The 17,629-nt window shown below is 56.4% G+C and carries 16 protein-coding genes; 4 read left to right on the top strand and 12 right to left on the bottom strand.

Annotated features, from left to right (window positions below; all coding sequences use genetic code 11):
* Positions 1-20: 20 nt before the first annotated feature.
* From INT33_RS01895 to INT33_RS01885, 3 genes are all read right to left on the bottom strand, one after another.
* Positions 21-908: a ParB/Srx family N-terminal domain-containing protein gene (locus INT33_RS01895; protein WP_193090957.1), complete on the bottom strand. Its 888-nt coding sequence runs from the start codon at positions 906-908 to the stop codon at positions 21-23.
* A gap of 202 nt (positions 909-1,110) precedes the next feature.
* Positions 1,111-3,162 (bottom strand): pyrroloquinoline quinone-dependent dehydrogenase, encoded by a 2,052-nt coding sequence (locus INT33_RS01890; RefSeq protein WP_318782735.1) that lies wholly within the window; start codon positions 3,160-3,162, stop codon positions 1,111-1,113.
* A gap of 10 nt (positions 3,163-3,172) precedes the next feature.
* The gene (locus INT33_RS01885) at positions 3,173-3,538 is read right to left on the bottom strand and encodes a hypothetical protein (protein ID WP_192537083.1); all 366 of its coding nucleotides are present in this window, start codon (positions 3,536-3,538) and stop codon (positions 3,173-3,175) included.
* Between the two features lie 319 nt (positions 3,539-3,857).
* Here INT33_RS01885 and INT33_RS01880 point away from each other — a divergent pair, with 319 nt between their 5' ends.
* A complete protein-coding gene (locus INT33_RS01880; protein WP_192537084.1) occupies positions 3,858-4,973 on the top strand; it encodes a hypothetical protein in 1,116 nt (371 codons plus the stop codon).
* Here the strand turns inward: INT33_RS01880 and INT33_RS01875 are convergent.
* From INT33_RS01875 to INT33_RS01850, 6 genes are read right to left on the bottom strand one after another with little or no spacing between them, the layout of a single operon-like run.
* Positions 4,924-6,135, bottom strand: coding sequence for a four-carbon acid sugar kinase family protein (locus tag INT33_RS01875; RefSeq protein ID WP_192537085.1), 1,212 nt, complete (start codon positions 6,133-6,135; stop codon positions 4,924-4,926). The genes INT33_RS01880 and INT33_RS01875 overlap by 50 nt on opposite strands.
* Positions 6,136-6,137: 2 nt before the next feature.
* Positions 6,138-7,385, bottom strand: coding sequence for a RuBisCO large subunit C-terminal-like domain-containing protein (locus INT33_RS01870; RefSeq protein WP_192537086.1), 1,248 nt, complete (start codon positions 7,383-7,385; stop codon positions 6,138-6,140).
* Positions 7,382-7,927: a VOC family protein gene (locus INT33_RS01865; RefSeq protein WP_192537087.1), complete on the bottom strand. Its 546-nt coding sequence runs from the start codon at positions 7,925-7,927 to the stop codon at positions 7,382-7,384. The genes INT33_RS01870 and INT33_RS01865 overlap by 4 nt, the downstream gene beginning before the upstream one ends.
* 8 nt (positions 7,928-7,935) lie before the next feature.
* The gene (locus tag INT33_RS01860; RefSeq protein WP_192537088.1) at positions 7,936-9,210 is read right to left on the bottom strand and encodes a TRAP transporter large permease; all 1,275 of its coding nucleotides are present in this window, start codon (positions 9,208-9,210) and stop codon (positions 7,936-7,938) included.
* Positions 9,201-9,701, bottom strand: a complete 501-nt coding sequence (locus INT33_RS01855; RefSeq protein ID WP_192537089.1) for a TRAP transporter small permease — start codon at positions 9,699-9,701, stop codon at positions 9,201-9,203. The genes INT33_RS01860 and INT33_RS01855 overlap by 10 nt, the downstream gene beginning before the upstream one ends.
* A gap of 46 nt (positions 9,702-9,747) precedes the next feature.
* Entirely contained in the window at positions 9,748-10,710 is a 963-nt protein-coding gene (locus tag INT33_RS01850) for a TRAP transporter substrate-binding protein (RefSeq protein ID WP_226940029.1), read from the bottom strand.
* A 110-nt stretch (positions 10,711-10,820) separates the two neighbouring features.
* On the opposite strand from INT33_RS01850, the gene INT33_RS01845 reads away from it, so the two are divergent.
* Positions 10,821-11,849: a LacI family DNA-binding transcriptional regulator gene (locus INT33_RS01845; RefSeq protein ID WP_193090956.1), complete on the top strand. Its 1,029-nt coding sequence runs from the start codon at positions 10,821-10,823 to the stop codon at positions 11,847-11,849.
* Positions 11,850-11,897: 48 nt separating this feature from the next.
* On the opposite strand, the gene epmB is transcribed toward INT33_RS01845, so the two are convergent.
* On the bottom strand, positions 11,898-12,917 hold the full coding sequence (epmB, locus tag INT33_RS01840) for an EF-P beta-lysylation protein EpmB (RefSeq protein WP_192537091.1): 1,020 nt from the start codon (positions 12,915-12,917) through the stop codon (positions 11,898-11,900).
* Between the two features lie 139 nt (positions 12,918-13,056).
* Between epmB and efp the strand changes: the two genes are divergently transcribed.
* Together efp and epmA are read left to right on the top strand one after the other, a co-directional pair.
* Positions 13,057-13,623, top strand: a complete 567-nt coding sequence (efp, locus tag INT33_RS01835; RefSeq protein WP_192537092.1) for an elongation factor P — start codon at positions 13,057-13,059, stop codon at positions 13,621-13,623.
* A 108-nt stretch (positions 13,624-13,731) separates the two neighbouring features.
* Positions 13,732-14,712 (top strand): EF-P lysine aminoacylase EpmA, encoded by a 981-nt coding sequence (epmA, locus tag INT33_RS01830; protein ID WP_192537093.1) that lies wholly within the window; start codon positions 13,732-13,734, stop codon positions 14,710-14,712.
* Between the two features lie 20 nt (positions 14,713-14,732).
* On the opposite strand, the gene INT33_RS01825 is transcribed toward epmA, so the two are convergent.
* Positions 14,733-16,283, bottom strand: coding sequence for a DHA2 family efflux MFS transporter permease subunit (locus INT33_RS01825; RefSeq protein ID WP_192537094.1), 1,551 nt, complete (start codon positions 16,281-16,283; stop codon positions 14,733-14,735).
* Positions 16,280-17,491, bottom strand: coding sequence for an HlyD family secretion protein (locus INT33_RS01820; RefSeq protein ID WP_192537095.1), 1,212 nt, complete (start codon positions 17,489-17,491; stop codon positions 16,280-16,282). The genes INT33_RS01825 and INT33_RS01820 overlap by 4 nt, the downstream gene beginning before the upstream one ends.
* Between the last annotated feature and the right edge of the window lie 138 nt (positions 17,492-17,629).

The raw sequence follows: 17,629 nt of genomic DNA, 5'->3' as shown, positions 1-17,629 counted from the left end.
GTGCTTGCTTTGAGTGAGGGTTATTCGAGGGAGAATGCGTAGGTTAGTTTGCCGCGGGGCGACAGCAGTTTATCAAGCTCTGCTGCGTTAAATGCTGGCAGCTGGCCCATTTCCTGAGCAGTCAGGCTGCCCGTGGCGGTATCGGCGATCAGTGTGTCGGGTGATATCTCAACCATTAACGTGGCCGCCTGAGTAACCGCGTCGGTATAGCCTTCAAGAGTGGTTAAATCTAGCGTGTCGAGGGGGAGTTGTTCGGCGAGCCATTGTCCCCAATAAAACTCCAGAAATGGCGGCGGTGTGTCAGGCTTTTTATAACCTACCCCGCGTGTGAAATAGACCAGCGAGCGGTAAGGGTCGTCGACCTGATGGTCACGGCCCAGCTGTTCAGGCAGTTCTTCGGATGTGATCGGGCCGTCGGGCGCATCAAGCCAAACCAGCCGCTGTTCTTCCATGGTGGCCCAAAAACGTTCCATATCCGGCAGTTCGCTGAAATCATGCGTGATGAGCAGCGGCATGCGAAGCTCAGGGCCTTCCAACGCCAGGTAGTTACCCAGCGTATGATGGCCATCGGTAAGATAAAAACCGCCGTTGGGCGCAATCACCGCGGTTTTCATATCTTCTGGATGCGTGCCGACAGGGTCGGTGCATGCAAAGCTATCGGTAGCGTGCAGAGAGGAAGCCTCATCAAACTGAGCAATGCCGCCTTGACCGCCTGTTTCACAAAATTCATCGAAAAACTTCTCACGATCGACGGCGAAACGGCCCTGCTTATAATCCATCTGCCGGTAGCCAAGCGCTGGCTGTGTAGGGTGTAGCTCGCCCAGTGTTATCTCAATAATATCGCCAGAAGGCGCGGCCAGCGCGGGCGTCATGGTAAGAAGTGCCAGCAGCATTAAAGCTTTTTTCATTAATGTCTCCAAAGAGTTATCGTTGTCGCAGTGCCAGCAGGCAACCATACGGGGCAACGATGACAATTGTTTGACGCTAAGCGGCATGCCGCTTAATCAGAACGTGGTGCTGCGTATTTATGGGGGGTACTCCTCATGCAAACGGGGCGGCCTTTAGCATTAAGCTAAAGGCCGCCCCGCAGATTGCCGCTTTTAAACGCAGTTATTCCGGTAGCGCGTAGACCGCTATTTGATCGCCGACCTGATCCTTGAGAATCGTATTGCCACCTGCGATAAACGCAACGTACTGGCGGCCTTGATACTCGTAAACGGCAGGATTGGAGACGGAGGGCGCCTGGGCCTGGTCCGACCAGAGCTGTTCGCCAGTTTCCAGCGAGTAGGCGCGCACCTTGGCGTCCATAGAGGCTCCGATGAAGATCAGGCCTCCTGCAGTCACCGCTGGGCCCCCGATAGTGGGCGAGCCCCAGCTTTCGGGCATAAAGAAGCCGAACTGCTGCGACGCGCCCACCGGACGACGCCATTTGACATCGCCTGTGGTCATGTCGAGCGCCACCAGCTCACCGAAAGGCGGCTCCCAGCAGGGCATGCCCAGCCAGTTCAGCGCCACTTCCAGGCGCATACCGTAGGGCGCGCCGAGTTGGGGCGAATAGCCACTTTCGTTGCCTGAGCCGCTGTCGGCTTCATCAAAATCTTCACGGTTGAAGAGCTTGATGTACTGCACAATGTGTGAGGTATTCACCACCGCCGTCTGGCTGATTGGGTCGAAGGCAACGCCGCCCCACTGAACGCCGCCTGCGCTATCTGGGTAGGCGAGCGTACCTTCGCCACGGGTGGTGGGTGGGGTGTACATGCCCTCGTACCAAAGATCGTCCCAAAGCGCGGAACACTGACCAAAGCTTGCCGCATCCGCCAGCGCCCACACGTCGGGCTTTTCAGATTGATCTAGAAGCGGCGCAGGTACGGTGGGGAAAGGTTGGGTGGGTGAGTAAACCTCGCCTTCCACGGAGCCGTCGCCGCCGGGCACTTCGCGTTCTTCAATCGGCCAGACATCTTCGCCGGTTTCACGGTTGACCACGAACAGAAAGCCCATTTTGGTCGCCTGCATCAGCGCCGGGATTTCCTCGCCGTCGACGGTAATGTCCATTAGTGTCGGTGCGGCGTTGATATCGTAGTCCCAAATATCGTGATGTACCCACTGGCGCGACCAAACCACCTCGCCGGTTTCGATATCCAGCGCCGTGGTTGAGGTCGCCAGCGGCGCTTCCTCTGTGCGGTTCCCGCCCCAGAAGTTGGGCGAGGGCGAGGCAACGGGTAAATAAACGAGACCCAGCTCTTCGTCGGCGGCCATATGCGTCCAAACGTTGGCGGTGCCGCTTCGCTGGCGCATCTCTTCGGAGAGCGCCTCGAACGTCCACTCGCGCTCGCCAGTGCGTGCGTTGATGGAGAACACCGTACCTGCCGGGGCCTCGCTCTCTTCCCAATCCTTGCCCGCCCAGCCTAGAATCAGCCGGTCGCCCACGACGGTGGGCGGCTGAAGCAGCGACAGCGGCCAGTTTTCGGGCATGTTGTTCCACTCGTTGACGTTCAGTACGCCGCCGTCAGCGAAGTCTTCGCACAGCTCACCGCTATCGGCGTCCAGCGCAAAGAGCTGAGCATCCATTGTGCCGAAGTAAACGATTTTTTCGCAGACGTTGCCAGCAACGGGCTCGTCGGCTTCCCAGTAGGCGACGCCGCGGCTTTTGAGCGCTGGCTGCGTCAGCGCTTCCTGAGTGGATTGAGTGTCAAAGCGCCAACGCTCTTCGCCGGTGGCCGGGTCGAGAGCGAACACCCGGTACATGGGCGTGCCGATATACACAGTGTCATTGGCGAACACCGGGGTGGCCGACCAAACTGTCGGAGCGGTGTCGCCTGAACCATCCGACACGTCGCCGGTATGAAACTCCCAAGCTTTTTCGAGCTCGCCTACGTTGTCGACGTTAATTTGATCGAGCGGACTGTATTTCTGCGCGTTGAGCTGGCCGTGAAAACTATCCCAGACCGCACCTTCGGGCACTAAAGGAATGGGTGCGCGGGCGGGCGCTTGTTCTGCTTCGCCTGTTTGCTCAGCGCTGGAAGGCTCTGCTGGCTGATCCTGAGCGAGTAGCGTCAAGGGGGCCATAAACAGTGCCAGCGCTAAGCCGTGTCTGGCGGGTTTGAACAAAACCGGTGCGGATAAAGTGGCAAGGCGCTGCTCGGTAAAACGGGGTATTGGCACGGACGGCTCCTTATAAATGAGTGGGACGGGTATTGTGAGCCGGGCGGCAAAGATCGATGATCAATCCGATCAAGCCAAGTACCATGGCAACGCAAAGCCACCACTGATGCAGCAGCAATCCGGCAAAGCATGTACCGGCAAGGCCTATCAGGATTAACACGCGCAGAGCAATACGGGCGCCACGGCCTTGAAGCGTCGCCAGCATAAGCGCCAAAATAATCAGCACGATACAGGCCGCGATAACCACGAGCGCGCCGAGCGATCCGGTAACACCTGTCAGTGGAGTGAAGTAGGCATAAAGTGCGGTAATAAGCCCGATAACAGAGGCGGCCAATAGCACAAAAGCGCCTAGCTTAGCCCTGAGTGATTGCGACATGGCGTTCTTGTCTCCAGGTGGAAAATATTAAAACGAAACAAATACTAAGAAAAATAGTTAGCCTATTAACATTAGCAGAAAAAAATGTTTTTTCGAGCTGGATAAAGCAATAGAGAGTAATTTGCTGGCTAGAGCATTATTTATAGCTAATAGCCTGGCTTTATAGCCAATCGCTCAGCACCCATACTTGACGTTTTGTTTAAGATATCTCGGTTAAAAAGAAGTTAGTGGTGTGATTGCTAAGGTTGTGTTTTAGGTGAGTTAACGCAGCAGCGTTTTTAATAATGACGCGGGAGCGCGCACAGGGAGAAAGTAAGGCATGCGACTCTGGTTAACGATGCTAGCGATAGCGACCGTTTTGGCGGGTGGGCTGGCGGCGCTGGCCTCCAGCGAAGCTTTTGAGCCACGCCTCGTGCGACTTGAAGCGCAGCGAACATTGCCCGCCATTGAAGCTTCGCTGGCTCAGGAGTCGGCTGAACTCAACGCCATTTTTCTCCATTACGCTGAAGATCAGGCGCTCTGGATGAGCGCCCATTTGGCCATCCTGCGCTACGGCGATATCGCCCGTGTAGCGTTACGCGAGTATGCCGCATTGCCTGAGTTTCAGCAGGTGCTGGTGCGTTTTGGTCCCGATGCCGTGTTGCCGATCATTTACTATCGAGATAACGATATTGCCACGCTGCGTGCTCAGCACTGGGTGGGTGAGCATTATCAGCAGCTGAGCCGTTGGTGGAGTGAGGAAACTGAAGATGTGCAGGAGCAAGGCGGCCCAACAGACATAGCCGAGTGGAGCCCGTACCGGCGAGGCCAAATGGGTATTGCCCTGCTGGATACTGAAGGTCATGGCTTGCTCAACCAGTTTGTGGTGGATCGCGAGGGCGATGTGCACTGGCTGCAAAGTGAGCGTGTTGTGGCAGGCCTCAGCGATTTCTTTACCAGCGGTATTCGCAATCTGGAAAACCAGTGGCGTCGCGATGCAGCGATTGGTGCCGCGGACGTGGGCTGGGCCGGTGTCGATCTTTTACTGATGGCGAGTACCGTTAAGGTGCTGCGGGCAGGGCGCATCGCACGAGGTGCACGGGTAGGCAGTATTGAAGCCCAGGGAGCACGCACTGGATTACGTTCGGGCATCGTGGCAGGCAGTGGGCGTTTTGCCAGCCTGTCGCGTATGGCCAAGGTGGTGGCGGTTGCCACCACGGCTTATGTAGTGGTTCGCCACCCGTCGCTGGTAAGCGCACTGGGCGCCAATGTAGCGAAATGGCTTGGCTTGCCGGTGTGGCTGGGGCAATTCGTTATCTGGCTGCTGGTGTTGCTGCCGTTTCTACTGATCGCACGTTTTGTCTGGCGCTGGCTGCTGGTACCTGTTTTATGGCTATTGATGCCGCTTATTTATCGTTGTGGCAGGTTAGCGCGCAAACGCTATCAAAAAGCGTAACTGAACCCATTTGGCCGCCCTTCATAATCACCGGTAGCTGATGACCATCGGCAAAATTTGCCCCACAAACCGACACACCTGCCTCGAGCGGGCCGAGATAGTCAATGCTTTGAGGCCGCAGTTGGTGGATGGCCAGGCTTGAGGTGTCACCCCCGGCAACAAGCAGCGTACCGATACTATTGGAGTGAATGAGTGAAGCGATCAGCTTGGCGCAATGCTGGGCGATTTCCAGTGCCGTAAGACCATGTGTTGTATCTTCATCTAATACAGCAAGGGTTGCTTTGCCTTCGCGCAGGTGGCGCAAAATCTGCTCATACTCGGCGTGTGAGTGGGTGGCCAGCTGGCGGGCCGAAATCGTCACTTTGACCATGCGGCTAGTGGCTGCCACTTGAGCGGCCGTGACAGAAGAGCGACTGCCCGCAAAGACGAGAAGCGGGCCGGGCAGGCTGCTGGGTGGTTCGATAGTGTGAGCGTTGGGATAAAGCGCTTCCACCACGCTGCTGGCGCCAACCCACAGCTGTGGCTTCAAAGCGTGGCGAAAGCGTTCGCCAATACGCTTGAGATCGTGGTTATCAAGCGCATCACACAGCACTGGGGCGCTGGGGGCGGCGGCGTCAGTATGCAGTGTGATCCTATCCAGAAGATTAATGTTGGCAAGGCCCATAGCGCTAAAGTGTCGGCGCAGGTCAGCTTCCAGCATGGGTGTTACCGGGTGTTGCTGCATGACCGGATGACGGTCGATGCGATATATCTGCCCATCAGCACTTTTAGCAAACAGATTGCCAAACACGCAGTAACGCCCAAGGCTGGGTTGGCCGCCCACAATCAAGGTGGTGGCCGGTTTTAGCTGTGCAGAAAGCGCGGTAACGGCGGTCGCAATATTGCCCGTGTCTGGGCTGCTATCAAAGGTGGAGCAAACCTTTAGATGCAGAATATCCGGTTGATGCGGCAATAGCTGATGGCCGATACGCTGCATTTCTGTGGCTAGGGCTTGTTGATCCATACTGCGTGCCGCCGTTGCGATACCAAACGCATCAAGGTCGGCGACTTCTTCGCAGGAGGGAGCCGTCAGATAGAGCCGCGCCTTTAATCCGGCGCGCCGCAGCGTCGCCAGGGTGTCGGACGCGCCGGTAAAGTCATCCGCGACAAATATATAGCGCATGCCTAGCGCTCACCGAAGAAGTCGAGCGCCCTGGCAAGCGCCGGGCGATTGGCGCACTCAAGCGGCGTACCTGCTTCAATGCTTTGCCAGGCCTCCTGAAGACTTGCCACACCCGCAGCCACGCCGTCAGGATGCGCCAGGATGCCGCCGCCGGCTAAAAACATAAAGTCAGCGCTTTGGATTTTAGTGCAGGTGAGTGGCAGGGTGCCTGCCCACTGACCAGAGGAAAACACCGGCATCACGCGATCATCCGTATCGCCTAGCGCGGTGAGCGAAAGCTTGGCGGCGTGGGCTACTTCATCGGTTTGATCGGCAAATTTTCCGCCCATGCCATGGACGTGCATGTGGTCAATGCCCGCCAGGCGGTAAAGCGTTTGATAGGCGGAAAAATCAATGCCTAAAGCAGGATGGCGTGCGAAGGCGCCAAACCCGTTACGGTGGCCGTGAATGGCGAGCGGCGTTGAGGCGCGCAGGCTTTGCAGCGCGGAAAGCCCACACCAGTTAAGGCTCGCCATTACGCAGCTGCCGCCTTCGGCCTGAACATGGTCGGCGTGGCGGCGCATGGCATCCAGCTCGTCGGTGATATTGAACGCGACCATGACGTTGCGGCCGGTACGCTCTCTAAATTGCCTGATACGCTGCATCACCGCGCTGACACGCTCTTCTACCGGCGCATACGGGTGATTGCCTGCGATTTCGTCATCTTTGATGAAGTCAACACCAGCCTCGCAAAGCTGCTCGACAAGGTCGGCGGTTTCAGTGGGGCTCATACCGATATTAGGCTTTAAAATAGTCCCAAACAGGGGGCGATTTGCCACGCCTGTTGTACTGCGCGTACCGGCAATACCGTGAGTCGGCAGCGAGTAACGGTCGCGATATTCCGGGCGCAGCTGCAGCGCCATCAAACGTAAGCCGGTAAGCTCGCCTAAGTCGAAAAGGTTCCCGGCAACGGTTGCGGCAAGATTCGGAAGATTAACCCCGACGTTGTCTTCAGGATATTCAATCTCCACCGCCACCTTTTTCCACGGGCCTTTAACACCCTTGCGCTCCAGATAGGCGCTGTAAAGACTGGGTGAATCCAGCTCTTCGAGTATTTCTAAATGGGTGACTCTGGCACCAAAGCGCTCTCTGATGGCTTGGGTCTCGCCCTTTACTTTGACGAAGGTGCCTGAGCTTTGCTCACCGGCCATCATCTCTGCTACGAGCGATGGATCAAGCGGCGTCTCGATCTGATAGGCAGCGCGAATCATGCTTCTGCCTCTTTCAGGTTCGGGAAAGGACGCACGGGATCTTTTCCGTCCCAGTTTTCGGACGCTTCGCGGATCATGCGGAACATTTTGCCTTTAGGACCCAGTACCTCGGAAAGCTCAATAACGGTGCCCGGATGGTACTCACGGTCGAAATACGCAAAACGCCCATTGGTACCCACTTCACCGCTCATTTTGACGTGATAGCCCCTGGCCTGCATGGCGGCAAGGTCGGTGTCATAGTCTTCTGTCCAAAAGGCGACATGCTGTAACCCTGTATTGCCCGCTTGTAGAAAATCACGGTACATGGAGGGGGCATCGTTACGCGTTTGGATCAGCTCAACCTGAATGAAGCCTGAGTTAGCCAGGGCCACCGAGTTATGCACGTCATATTGCTTGCCGTCATACGTATAGTTCTCGATAGGTACGCGCGGGTTGTAGAAAAAAGGCCCCACGCCCATCACTTTGTTCCAGTACTCCATGGCCGCTTCGATATCGTTGACCACATAACCTAATTGACGAATAGCTCCAAGATATTGGCTCATGACACTTCCTACATAACAAGGTTAGGCAACCAGGTGGACAAAGAGGGCACCAAAGTGACCAACGCCAAGGCTGCAAAAAGGGAAAGATAGAAGGGGGCTACACCGCGAATAATCGAGGAAAGCGGCATCTTGGTAACGATTGATACCATGTAAAGACTCATGCCCACCGGCGGGGTCAGCAGTCCAAGCATCAGGTTGAGTACGAACACCACGCCTAGCTGTTCCGGGGGTACACCTGCTTGCAGCAAGGCGGGTGTCACAATCGGGGCGATGATAAGGATCGCGACGATAGCTTCCAGGAACATGCCCACAACCAGTAAAAGCAGATTCAGGAGAAGCAGAAGAACGAGCGGATTATCCGACACGTTCAGTAACCACTCACCTGCATGGGCTGGAACACGATCCATGGTGAGTACCCAGGCAAACAAGGCCGCGGAGGCGACAACAAAAAGCACGTTGGCGGTCGATAACACGGTTTCCCGGGTGCAGGTCAGAAAAGAACGAACGGTTAAAGTGCGATAAATAACCACCCCAATCAGAATGGCATAGGCAGTGGTCATGCCCGCCGCTTCCGTTGGCCCGAAGTAACCGCTGACCATCCCGCCGACTAACAGCACCGGGGCGAGTAAGGCAGGCAGAGAAATCAGCGTTTTTCTACGAAAGGCGGCAAAGCTTGGCTGTACACCATCACGCGGCAGTTGAGAGCGTCTTGCCATGACCGCGACTTGTATCATTAACGCCGCTGCCACTACGAGCGCAGGGACGACGCCCGCCAACAGCGCACGAATGGTGGAAACTTCAGCCGCCGTGGCAAAGATGATCAGGGGAATCGACGGAGGAAAGATCGGCCCAATCGTCGCCGCGGCAATCGTAAGACCGGCTGCAAAGCGCTTGGTGTAGCCCTGTTGCTCCATCTGACGAATTTGAATCCCGCCCAATGCCCCGATATCGGCTAATGCTGCGCCGGACATGCCGGAAAAGATCAAGCTAGTAAGCACATTAACGTGCGCCATACCGCCGCGAATGCGCCCAACCACCATGCGCATCAGTTCAAACAGATGCGTGGTGACCCCGGTGGCGCCCAGCAATGACGCTGCGAGTATGAAAAGCGGCACCGCCAACAGTGGCGTACTGTCCAGCGTATTAATGGCGCGCTGCGCCATGACCGTGAACGGCAGGTCGTAGAAAAAAATCACCAGCCCCGCTGATAGACCCAGGCTAACCGCGACCGGTGCACCAATCAGCAAGCTTCCCGCAAAGATGAGCAGTAGCGTTAAGGACATACTAAAGCCCTCCGCTGCATCATCCGCCCCAGGCGATAGAGTGAGATCAACGCAAGCAACCCGATGCTGATAAGCGCTGGCATGTATAGCCACAAATTGGGAATCCCCATGGCGGGCGAGGAAAAGCGCCCCGCACGCACCAGGAAGCGATAAAATCCGTAAAGTGTCAGGGCGCAAAAGCCTAACGTTGCGAGTTCCGCTATCGCTAAACACAGGGTGCGCTTAACGCCGGATAGCGCATCCGCCAGCATGGTAACTGCGACATGCTGGCCGTGGAACAGCAGATAAGGGGTCGCAAGGTACACCATGGAAATACCCGCAAACCGTGAGGCTTCATCCGCCCATGGCAGCCCAATACTGAATAGATTTCTGGCGAGTACCTGAGCGACGACCAATACGGTGATGATCACCAGCAATAGCATCGCAATACCCACACAAATCTCGGACAGCCGGCTAAGGCTTCGCCCTAATAGGGGTTCTTGACCGTTCATGGCTTAACGCGTTTCGTTGATGAGTTGATAGAGATCGCCGTATTGGCTATCGAACTCTTCGGTAATTCGCGCTTGCACACGGGTACGAAAGGCATCTACATCCAAGCCTTCTTCCGGGCCAATAATCTGCATTACCTGCCTCGGCAAGTTGCGCAAGGTCATTGGCTTCTGCTTCCAGCATGGCGGTGGTAGCACGTTCGCGTACTTCCAGCGCCGCTTCAGCGATAGCCGCTTGATGCTCGGAGGATAAGGACTGCCAGGTATCATCGTTAATGACGATAACCTGTGCGGCACTGATGTGGCCCGTTAGCATCATGTGGCTTTGTACTTCGTTGAGTTTGGCGCTGACCACCACGGTGACCGGGTTTTCCTGGCCTTCAACCACGCCGGTTGCGAGTGCCGTGGGTACTTCTGACCAATCCACCGGCACCGGAATAGCGCCCATTCCTTCAACGGTCGCCATATAGATGGGGAACGGAATCGAGCGAATTTTGACACCGGCTAAGTCGTCAGGCGTATGGATCTCCTGGTTGGCCGTAAGATGCCGGGTGCCAAAGTAGAAGGCATACAGCAAGCGTACGCCTGAAGCGTCAGCCAGTTCTTCGTTCAGCGTGCTCATCACCGGAGAATCGACATCCATCACCTTCATCAGATGATCAACATCGCGATAAAGGTAGGGCGTATCAAAGGCGGCGAACGGAGCGTAGAGAGAGCCAATAGCCCCCGCGGTATTGTGGGAAAGCGCAATGGAGCCTGTGGAAACCGCTTCGGCGAGTTCCTGCAGGCGGCCTAGCTGAGAGTTGGGGTAGATCTCAACGGCCACATCGCCGCCCGTTTTTTCTTCAATGGCGTCCGCTAGCCATTCGGCCTGCATACCCGCAATGGAGTTGGGCGTATGCATGTGCCCGTAGCGAAGAGTGACTTCCTGTGCGGTCACGCTTGTTGCACTTAGCGCGAAGGCGCCGGCTATTAAAGCGAGATGGCTATTACGAACTAGTTTAACTAGCATTGTTATTCTCCAGGCATGATTGTTTTTTATTGTTTTGTAGCCAAGTGTTTTCCACCTGCTACTAACCAATAGGCTAGGGCAGGGGTGCTCTTTTAAGCAATGAGGAATTCATGATGGTTTTTGATGTAAAGCGTCCCTTGATACCCGACATTGCGATGGCGGCCGGCGTCTCTACGGCAACCGTGGATCGCGTGCTGAACAGGCGGCCCGGCGTGCGCAACGTTACGCTTCATCGCGTGCTGGAAGCGGCGGTTAAAGTGGGCTATTTAGGCGAAGAGGAGGTTAAAGCCCGCCTGGGGCCAGTTTTTTCAAAAGTTGTGTTTTTATTGCCGCAGGGGACCAATCCGTATCTCACCGGGCTAAATACCTATGTAAGAGCCTTGGCAGAACAGTCGATGGAGCCCCTTAAAGTGCGCAGCCACTTCATCGAAAGCTTCAATCCAGAGGCGTTGGTTCAGGCCTTGCGGCGCTACGGCAAGACTTCTGATGCGGTGATTTTCATGGCCATTGAGCATCCCAAAGTGCGTCAGGTGATCGATGAGCTGGTGAATGCCGGAAAACGCGTCGTTACCATTATCTCTGACCTGCCCACCTCGAACCGGCATGCCTATATCGGGATTGATAACTTTGCCGCAGGACGTACCGCCGCCAAAGTAATGGGACGCTTCTGCCGTGCCCCTCAAGGTAAGTTGGCGCTTGTGGCGGCGAGCCGCGCTTATCGCGCGCATATGGAAAGGGAGATGGGATTTTTGGCGCTGATTGAGGAGAGCTTTCCTCATTTAACGGTGATTGGACCTCAGGAAGGCCACGATAACCGGGACGAAAACTACCACAACACGTGCCGCTTATTAGAGCAGCATCCGGATATTGTCGGGATCTATAATGTCGGCGGCTCATCTGATGGAATTGGTCGAGCGCTGCATGAATCAAAGCGCGAAGAGATATGCTTTATAGGGCATAGGCTAACCCCCGATACGCGCAGCATGCTGGTCGAGGGCGTAATGGATATGGTCATTACCCAGAACCCGAGCGCCATCTATGCCCGGGCCATTGAAGTAGCAAGTGGTGAAAAAACGGATAGCGGCGCTGTCTCGATGGAAATCTACTTTTCTGAAAACCTTCCCATCGCAAATTCTTAGCTTGTGCAATAGAAGGTCTTCAAAATGTTCAATCAGCCAGTTGCGCTTTTAAAGCGGTGTTTTACTAGCCTCCCCGGGCACTTCGCGCACTAGCCGGGGCATTAAAAAGCCGGGTAAGTGCTCACGCAGCTGAGTGACGATTGTGCGCGCTTCGTCATCCGGCACATCAAAGTGCGCCGCTCCCTGAACCGGGTCTAGAACATGCAGGTAGTAGGGCAGTACACCCGCCTCAAACAGCCGCTCGGAAAGCGTTGCCAGCGTTTCGACCTCGTCGTTAATACCGCGTAGCAGCACGCTTTGATTGAGAAGCGTGACACCTGCTGCTTTTAGTCGGGTGCAGGCATCAATAACCGCTTGATCGATCTCATTGGCGTGGTTGATATGCAGCACCATGACTTTTTGCAGGCGCGTGGTGCCCAGCCAGTCAAGCAGTGCACTATCCACCCGGTCAGGTATCACCACCGGTAATCGCGTATGAATACGCAAGCGCTTAAGGTGGGGTATTTTTTCCAGCTCACCCACCAGCCAGGCGAGTTGACGGTCGTTAGCTGCCAGCGGGTCGCCACCCGAGAGAATCGCCTCATGGATGGAGGGGGCATCACGAAGATATTGCAGCGCGTCCTGCCACTCGGCGCGTGAAGGCGAGTTATCGCTATACGGAAAATGGCGGCGGAAACAGTAGCGGCAGTTAATCGCGCAGTTGGGACTCGCGATCAGCAGCACCCGGCCTGCGTACTTGTGAATCAGGCCGCGGGCGGGTCGATGCTCGGCCTCTTCCAGCGGGTCGGTGACATAGCCTATGGCTGACACGGCCTCATCACCCAGCGGCAACACCTGGCGGAGTAAGGGATCGTCCGGCGTGGCATGGGCGATTCTTGAAAGGTAAGCGTCGGGCACGCACACTTCAAAGAGTTGATGCCCCTTACGAGCGCCAGGCAGCCACGCCTCGCTTAACCCAAGGCGTTGGCAGAGCTCATGCGGGTCGCGAATGGCACTTGAAAGCTGCCGTTGCCACGTCGGGCTTGGGGCTTCGTTGAATCGCTCGTGCTTATCCGAGGCAACGATCATAATGTTCTCCTGCAAAAAGGCCCTCCTTCGGGTTATCATGCGCGCACTTATTTGACGATGCTATCCACGCTGCGGCGAAGTATGCTGCCATGCATCGCTAACTGTAATAGCTAACTGAAATAGATCACTGAGAGGCAACATGGCTAACTATTCTACCAATGAATTCAAAGGCGGTTTAAAAGTAATGCTCGACGGCGATCCTTGCTCGATCGTCGAGAATGAATTGGTCAAGCCCGGCAAGGGCCAGGCGTTCAACCGCGTTAAGCTGCGTAACCTGATGACCGGCCGTGTAGGCGAGCGTACCTTTAAATCCGGTGATTCGCTGGAAGGCGCTGATGTCATGGATCTGGAGATGGAATATCTCTATTCCGACGGTGACATGTGGCACTTCATGAAAACCGATGGCTCTTTCGAACAGTATGCCGTTGAAAAGAAAGCCTTGGGTGATACCGCAAAATGGCTCAAAGAGCAGGTGCCCTATACGATTACGCTGTGGAATGACAAGGCGATCTCCGTCACTCCGCCCAACTTCATTGAACTTGAAGTTGTCGAGACTGATCCTGGCCTTAAAGGCGACACGGCGCAGGGCGGCTCTAAGCCGGCAACCCTGTCTTCGGGTGCCGTTGTACGTGTCCCGCTGTTTATTAACCAGGGTGAAGTGTTGAAAATCGATACCCGCTCCGGCGAGTACGTGTCTCGCGCTTAACACACAGCCAAATCAGTGCGTAGTTGAGTATAACTACGCGCTAAATGGCTCGTGTACTACCGTATTGCCACGCGATTGCGTGGCTTTTATTTTATTTAAGGGGCGGTAATGGCCATTGACTGGCAACCCAGTGCAGACATTGCCACGCTGCGTGAGCGTGCCCGCCTGCTGGCAAACGTGCGGGCTTTTTTTGCAAAGCGTGACGTTCTGGAAGTGGAAACCCCCGTGCTTGGGCAGGGGGGAAGCACCGACGTGCATCTGGTGTCGCTGGTTACTCAGGCGCGCACCGATAAAGGCCTGCGCCGTTTATGGCTGCAAACTTCGCCTGAATTTCACATGAAGCGGTTGCTGGCTGCAGGCAGTGGGCCTATTTACCAGCTGGCGCGAAGCTTTCGTGATGGTGAAGTCGGCTCCCGGCACAATATTGAATTCACCATGCTCGAGTGGTATCGCCCGGGATTCGCGCTGGGCGAGCTGATCGGTGAGACGACGAATCTGGTGATGACCCTTTTGCCTTCGTTTGCCGGGCCGGTAGTGCACTACCGGTATCGTGAGTTGTTTCACACCTATCTGGCGGTCGACCCGTTTACCACCTCGCTTGAAAAGCTGCGTGCGCTGGCTTCAGAGCGGGGGCAGATGCCCGCCGGGGCATTGGCCAAAGAAGGTCGCGATACCTGCCTTGATTTGCTGATGAGCATGGTGATTGAGCCGCAGCTGGGCCAGAACGAATTAAGTGTGGTGCTGGAGTATCCCGCGAGTCAAGCAGCACTGGCGCGCCGTCATCAAGACGCCGACGGTGAGTGGGTGGCGTCGCGCTTTGAGCTTTACCTGAACGGTATTGAGCTGGCCAATGGTTATCATGAACTGACCGATGCCGCCGAGCAGCGGGCGCGCTTTAATGAAGACAACGCCGAACGGCGTCGCCTGGGCCTGCCTGAGGTCGATATTGATGGGCATTTGCTTGCCGCACTTGAGCACGGCATGCCGGAAGGCGCGGGCGTCGCGCTGGGTATTGACCGCCTGATTCAGCTAGCGCTGGGTAAAGCACGCCTGGAAGACGTGCTGGCGTTCGCCACGCCCAACTGTTGAATTTTTGGCCTAGCTACTCGCTAAGCCTTGAGGCGTTTGAGTAAAAACACCAGTGGCACCGTAGCGATATAAATCAGGCCCAGCCAGGTAAAGATGTCATTGAAAGCCAGCACCTGGGCCTGCTGTGAAACCCGCTGCGTAAGTAACCCCACGGCGGCGTGGTAGGCATCGGGTACCGTGCCGCTCAGCATGGCCTCATACTTGGCGATCTCCGCCCCCACCACATCGCGCCCAGTATCGATAGCCGGAATTAGCTGGTTCCAGTGAAAGTCCTCGCGGATATCACGCACGGTGTCGAGCAGTGCCAGACCCATGGCGCCGCCCAGGTTACGCATCACGTTAAATAGCCCGCTGGCGTTACCCACTTCGCTGGGGGGCAGGGTGCCGAGAGCGATCCGCGATGCCGGTATGATGCACATGATAAGACCCATGCCCCGCACGATTTGTGGCACGCAGAACTGCCAGAACCCTGACTCTACCGTGAGGTTGGCGTTCATCATGGTGCCTACGCCGACTAGCAGCAGGCCCAAAAACAGCAATACGCGCAGATCCAGACGGTTGGAGGCTTGGCCGACGATGGGGGCGCATAGGAACATGGTAAGTCCGGTCACGAACATCACCTGGCCGATTTGCAGGCTGGAGTAGCCACGCACGTAGCCAAAGAAAAGCGGCATGATGTAAACCAGCCCATACAGGGCAATGCCGATGATAAAGCCCATCCCCGCGCCGATAGCAAAGTTGCGGTTGGCGAAAGCGCGCAGATCGACGATGGGATGATCGCTGCGCAGTGTACGCACAAAAAACCAGATGCCCGCGACTAAACAGACCAGGCTAAACAGGGTGATCTGGCGGCTGGCGAACCAGTCATCGCCCGGGCCTTCCTCAAGCACGAACTCAAGCGTTCCCAGAAATACCGCGATAAGGGCCAGGCCGACAAGATCCAGCCTGCGTGCGATGGCGTGATTGGGTTTATCGATATCCAGAAACGTCCATGCCGCCCAGCACACCAGGATGCCGGGAATCACGTTGGCCAAAAACAACCAGTGCCAGCTCTGGGTTTCGGTAATGTAGCCACCCACGGTCGGACCAATCGAAGGTGCCATGGTAACGACCATGCCGATCACCGCCTGAACGCTGCCCATCACCCGCCGGGGAAAGATCGAAAAGCTGACCGCCTGGGTGATCGGAATCATCGCCCCGCCCATGAAGCCCTGAATGGCGCGCAGTACGATCAGCTGCTCAATGGATGTGGCCAGCGCGCAGCCAAGGCTTGCCAACGTAAAACCCGCGCAGGAAAGGGTAAAGGCGACCCGCGTGGAGAGAATGCGCATCAGCATGCCCGAGAGCGGAATCATCACGATCTCCGCAATCAGGTAGGAAGTCTGTACCCAGGATATCTGGTCTTCGCTGGCCGAAAGCCCCGATTGGATCTCGTTAAGCGAGCTGGCGACAATTTGAATGTCCAAAATGGCCATGAACATGCCAAACACGGCAGCGATAAAGCCAATTCGCTGCCGCCAGGGTGGCATGTCGCTGGCGCCCAACACTGGGCTTGCGGCTGCCTCGCTCATAGCTGGGGCTGTTGCTGGGAAGCGTTAGCGGCGTTTGAGTGGGCAAGCCGTGCGCTATTTTCCCGCGGTGGCTCAGGTTCAAGCTTAGGCTCAAGTTCTCGCGTATCGATTTCAGGAAGCGCCGAAAGTCCGGCGCGCAGTAGATGCAGCGCTTCTTGTGGGGCTGTAATTCGGATCTTGACCGGTACGCGCTGAACGATTTTGTTGAAGTTGCCGGTGGCGTTGTCCTGGGGCAGCAGGCTGAACTCGGTGCCTGTCGCCGGTGACAGGCTGTCAACGATGCCTTCAAAGGTGATATTAGGATACGCATCCAGGTGAACCGTAACGGATTGCCCGATGCGAATTCGCTCAAGCTGGGTCTCTTTGAAGTTGGCTGCTACGTAGGCCGACTCGATGGGCACCAATTGCAACAGCGTTAACGACGGCTGCGCGACAGTGCCAACTTCGACTCGAAGGTTGCCGACCACTCCATCACGTGGCGCAAGAATGCGCGTTTTGTCGAGCTGATGGCGAGTGTAGGCAAGATCGGCACTCGCGGCGTCCAGGTTAGCTTCGGCGCGGATCACATCGCTCTCTGCCACGGCCAGTTGGCGTCTGGCCGAGACAACGGCTGCCTGGCTGCTGGCCAGATTGGCCTCAGCGACGCGCTGCGCGGTTTGATCATCCTCACGCTGCTGGCGCGAGCCGTAGTTGTTGGCCGCCAGTGACGACGAGCGCTCAAGGTGCTGGCGCGCTCGGTCAACATCGGCCTGGGCAGCATCGACCTGGGTTGTCGCCTGATCGATGGCTGCCTGCTGAAGCTCCACCTGGCGACGCGACTGGACAATCGAGGCTGCCGCCACCGCTTGCTGGGCCTCGGCTTGCGCCACCTGGTCGCGGTAGCTTTCATCGTCCAGGCGCACCAGTAGGTCACCTTGCTTAACCGTCTGATTGTCGTTCACCGCAACGAGTGCGACGCGCGCAGAAAGCTCGGCGCGCACAGCCACGCTGTCGGTGCGCACATAGGCATTGTCGGTCTCTTCCATAAAGCGTCCGACTTGCCACCAGCCTACGCCCCACCAGATAATCCCCGCCAACGCGATAACGCCCACCAGCACCGCCAGAATCTTGCGCTTGGGTTTGCCGCTGGAGTGGCTATTGGCGGGTGCAACTGGCGTATCGCTTTGATGTGTATCCGGGGTTTCGCTTTGCTTGCCATTTGAGCGCATGGCCAACTCCTCAACGCATGTCATCCCGTTGAACGGTCATCGGGAAAGAAGCTCTATAGTGTAATGAATGCTACACTACATGGCTACTTTGTTAGCACGCTATATGTAAAAATTGAAACGATGCTGACGTCAAACAGC

The sequence above is a fragment of the Halomonas colorata genome (assembly GCF_014897985.1).
In the GTDB taxonomy this organism is placed as follows: domain Bacteria; phylum Pseudomonadota; class Gammaproteobacteria; order Pseudomonadales; family Halomonadaceae; genus Vreelandella; species Vreelandella colorata.
Note: the sequence above shows the minus strand (reverse complement) of the source record. Positions and strands in the feature narration are given on the sequence as shown.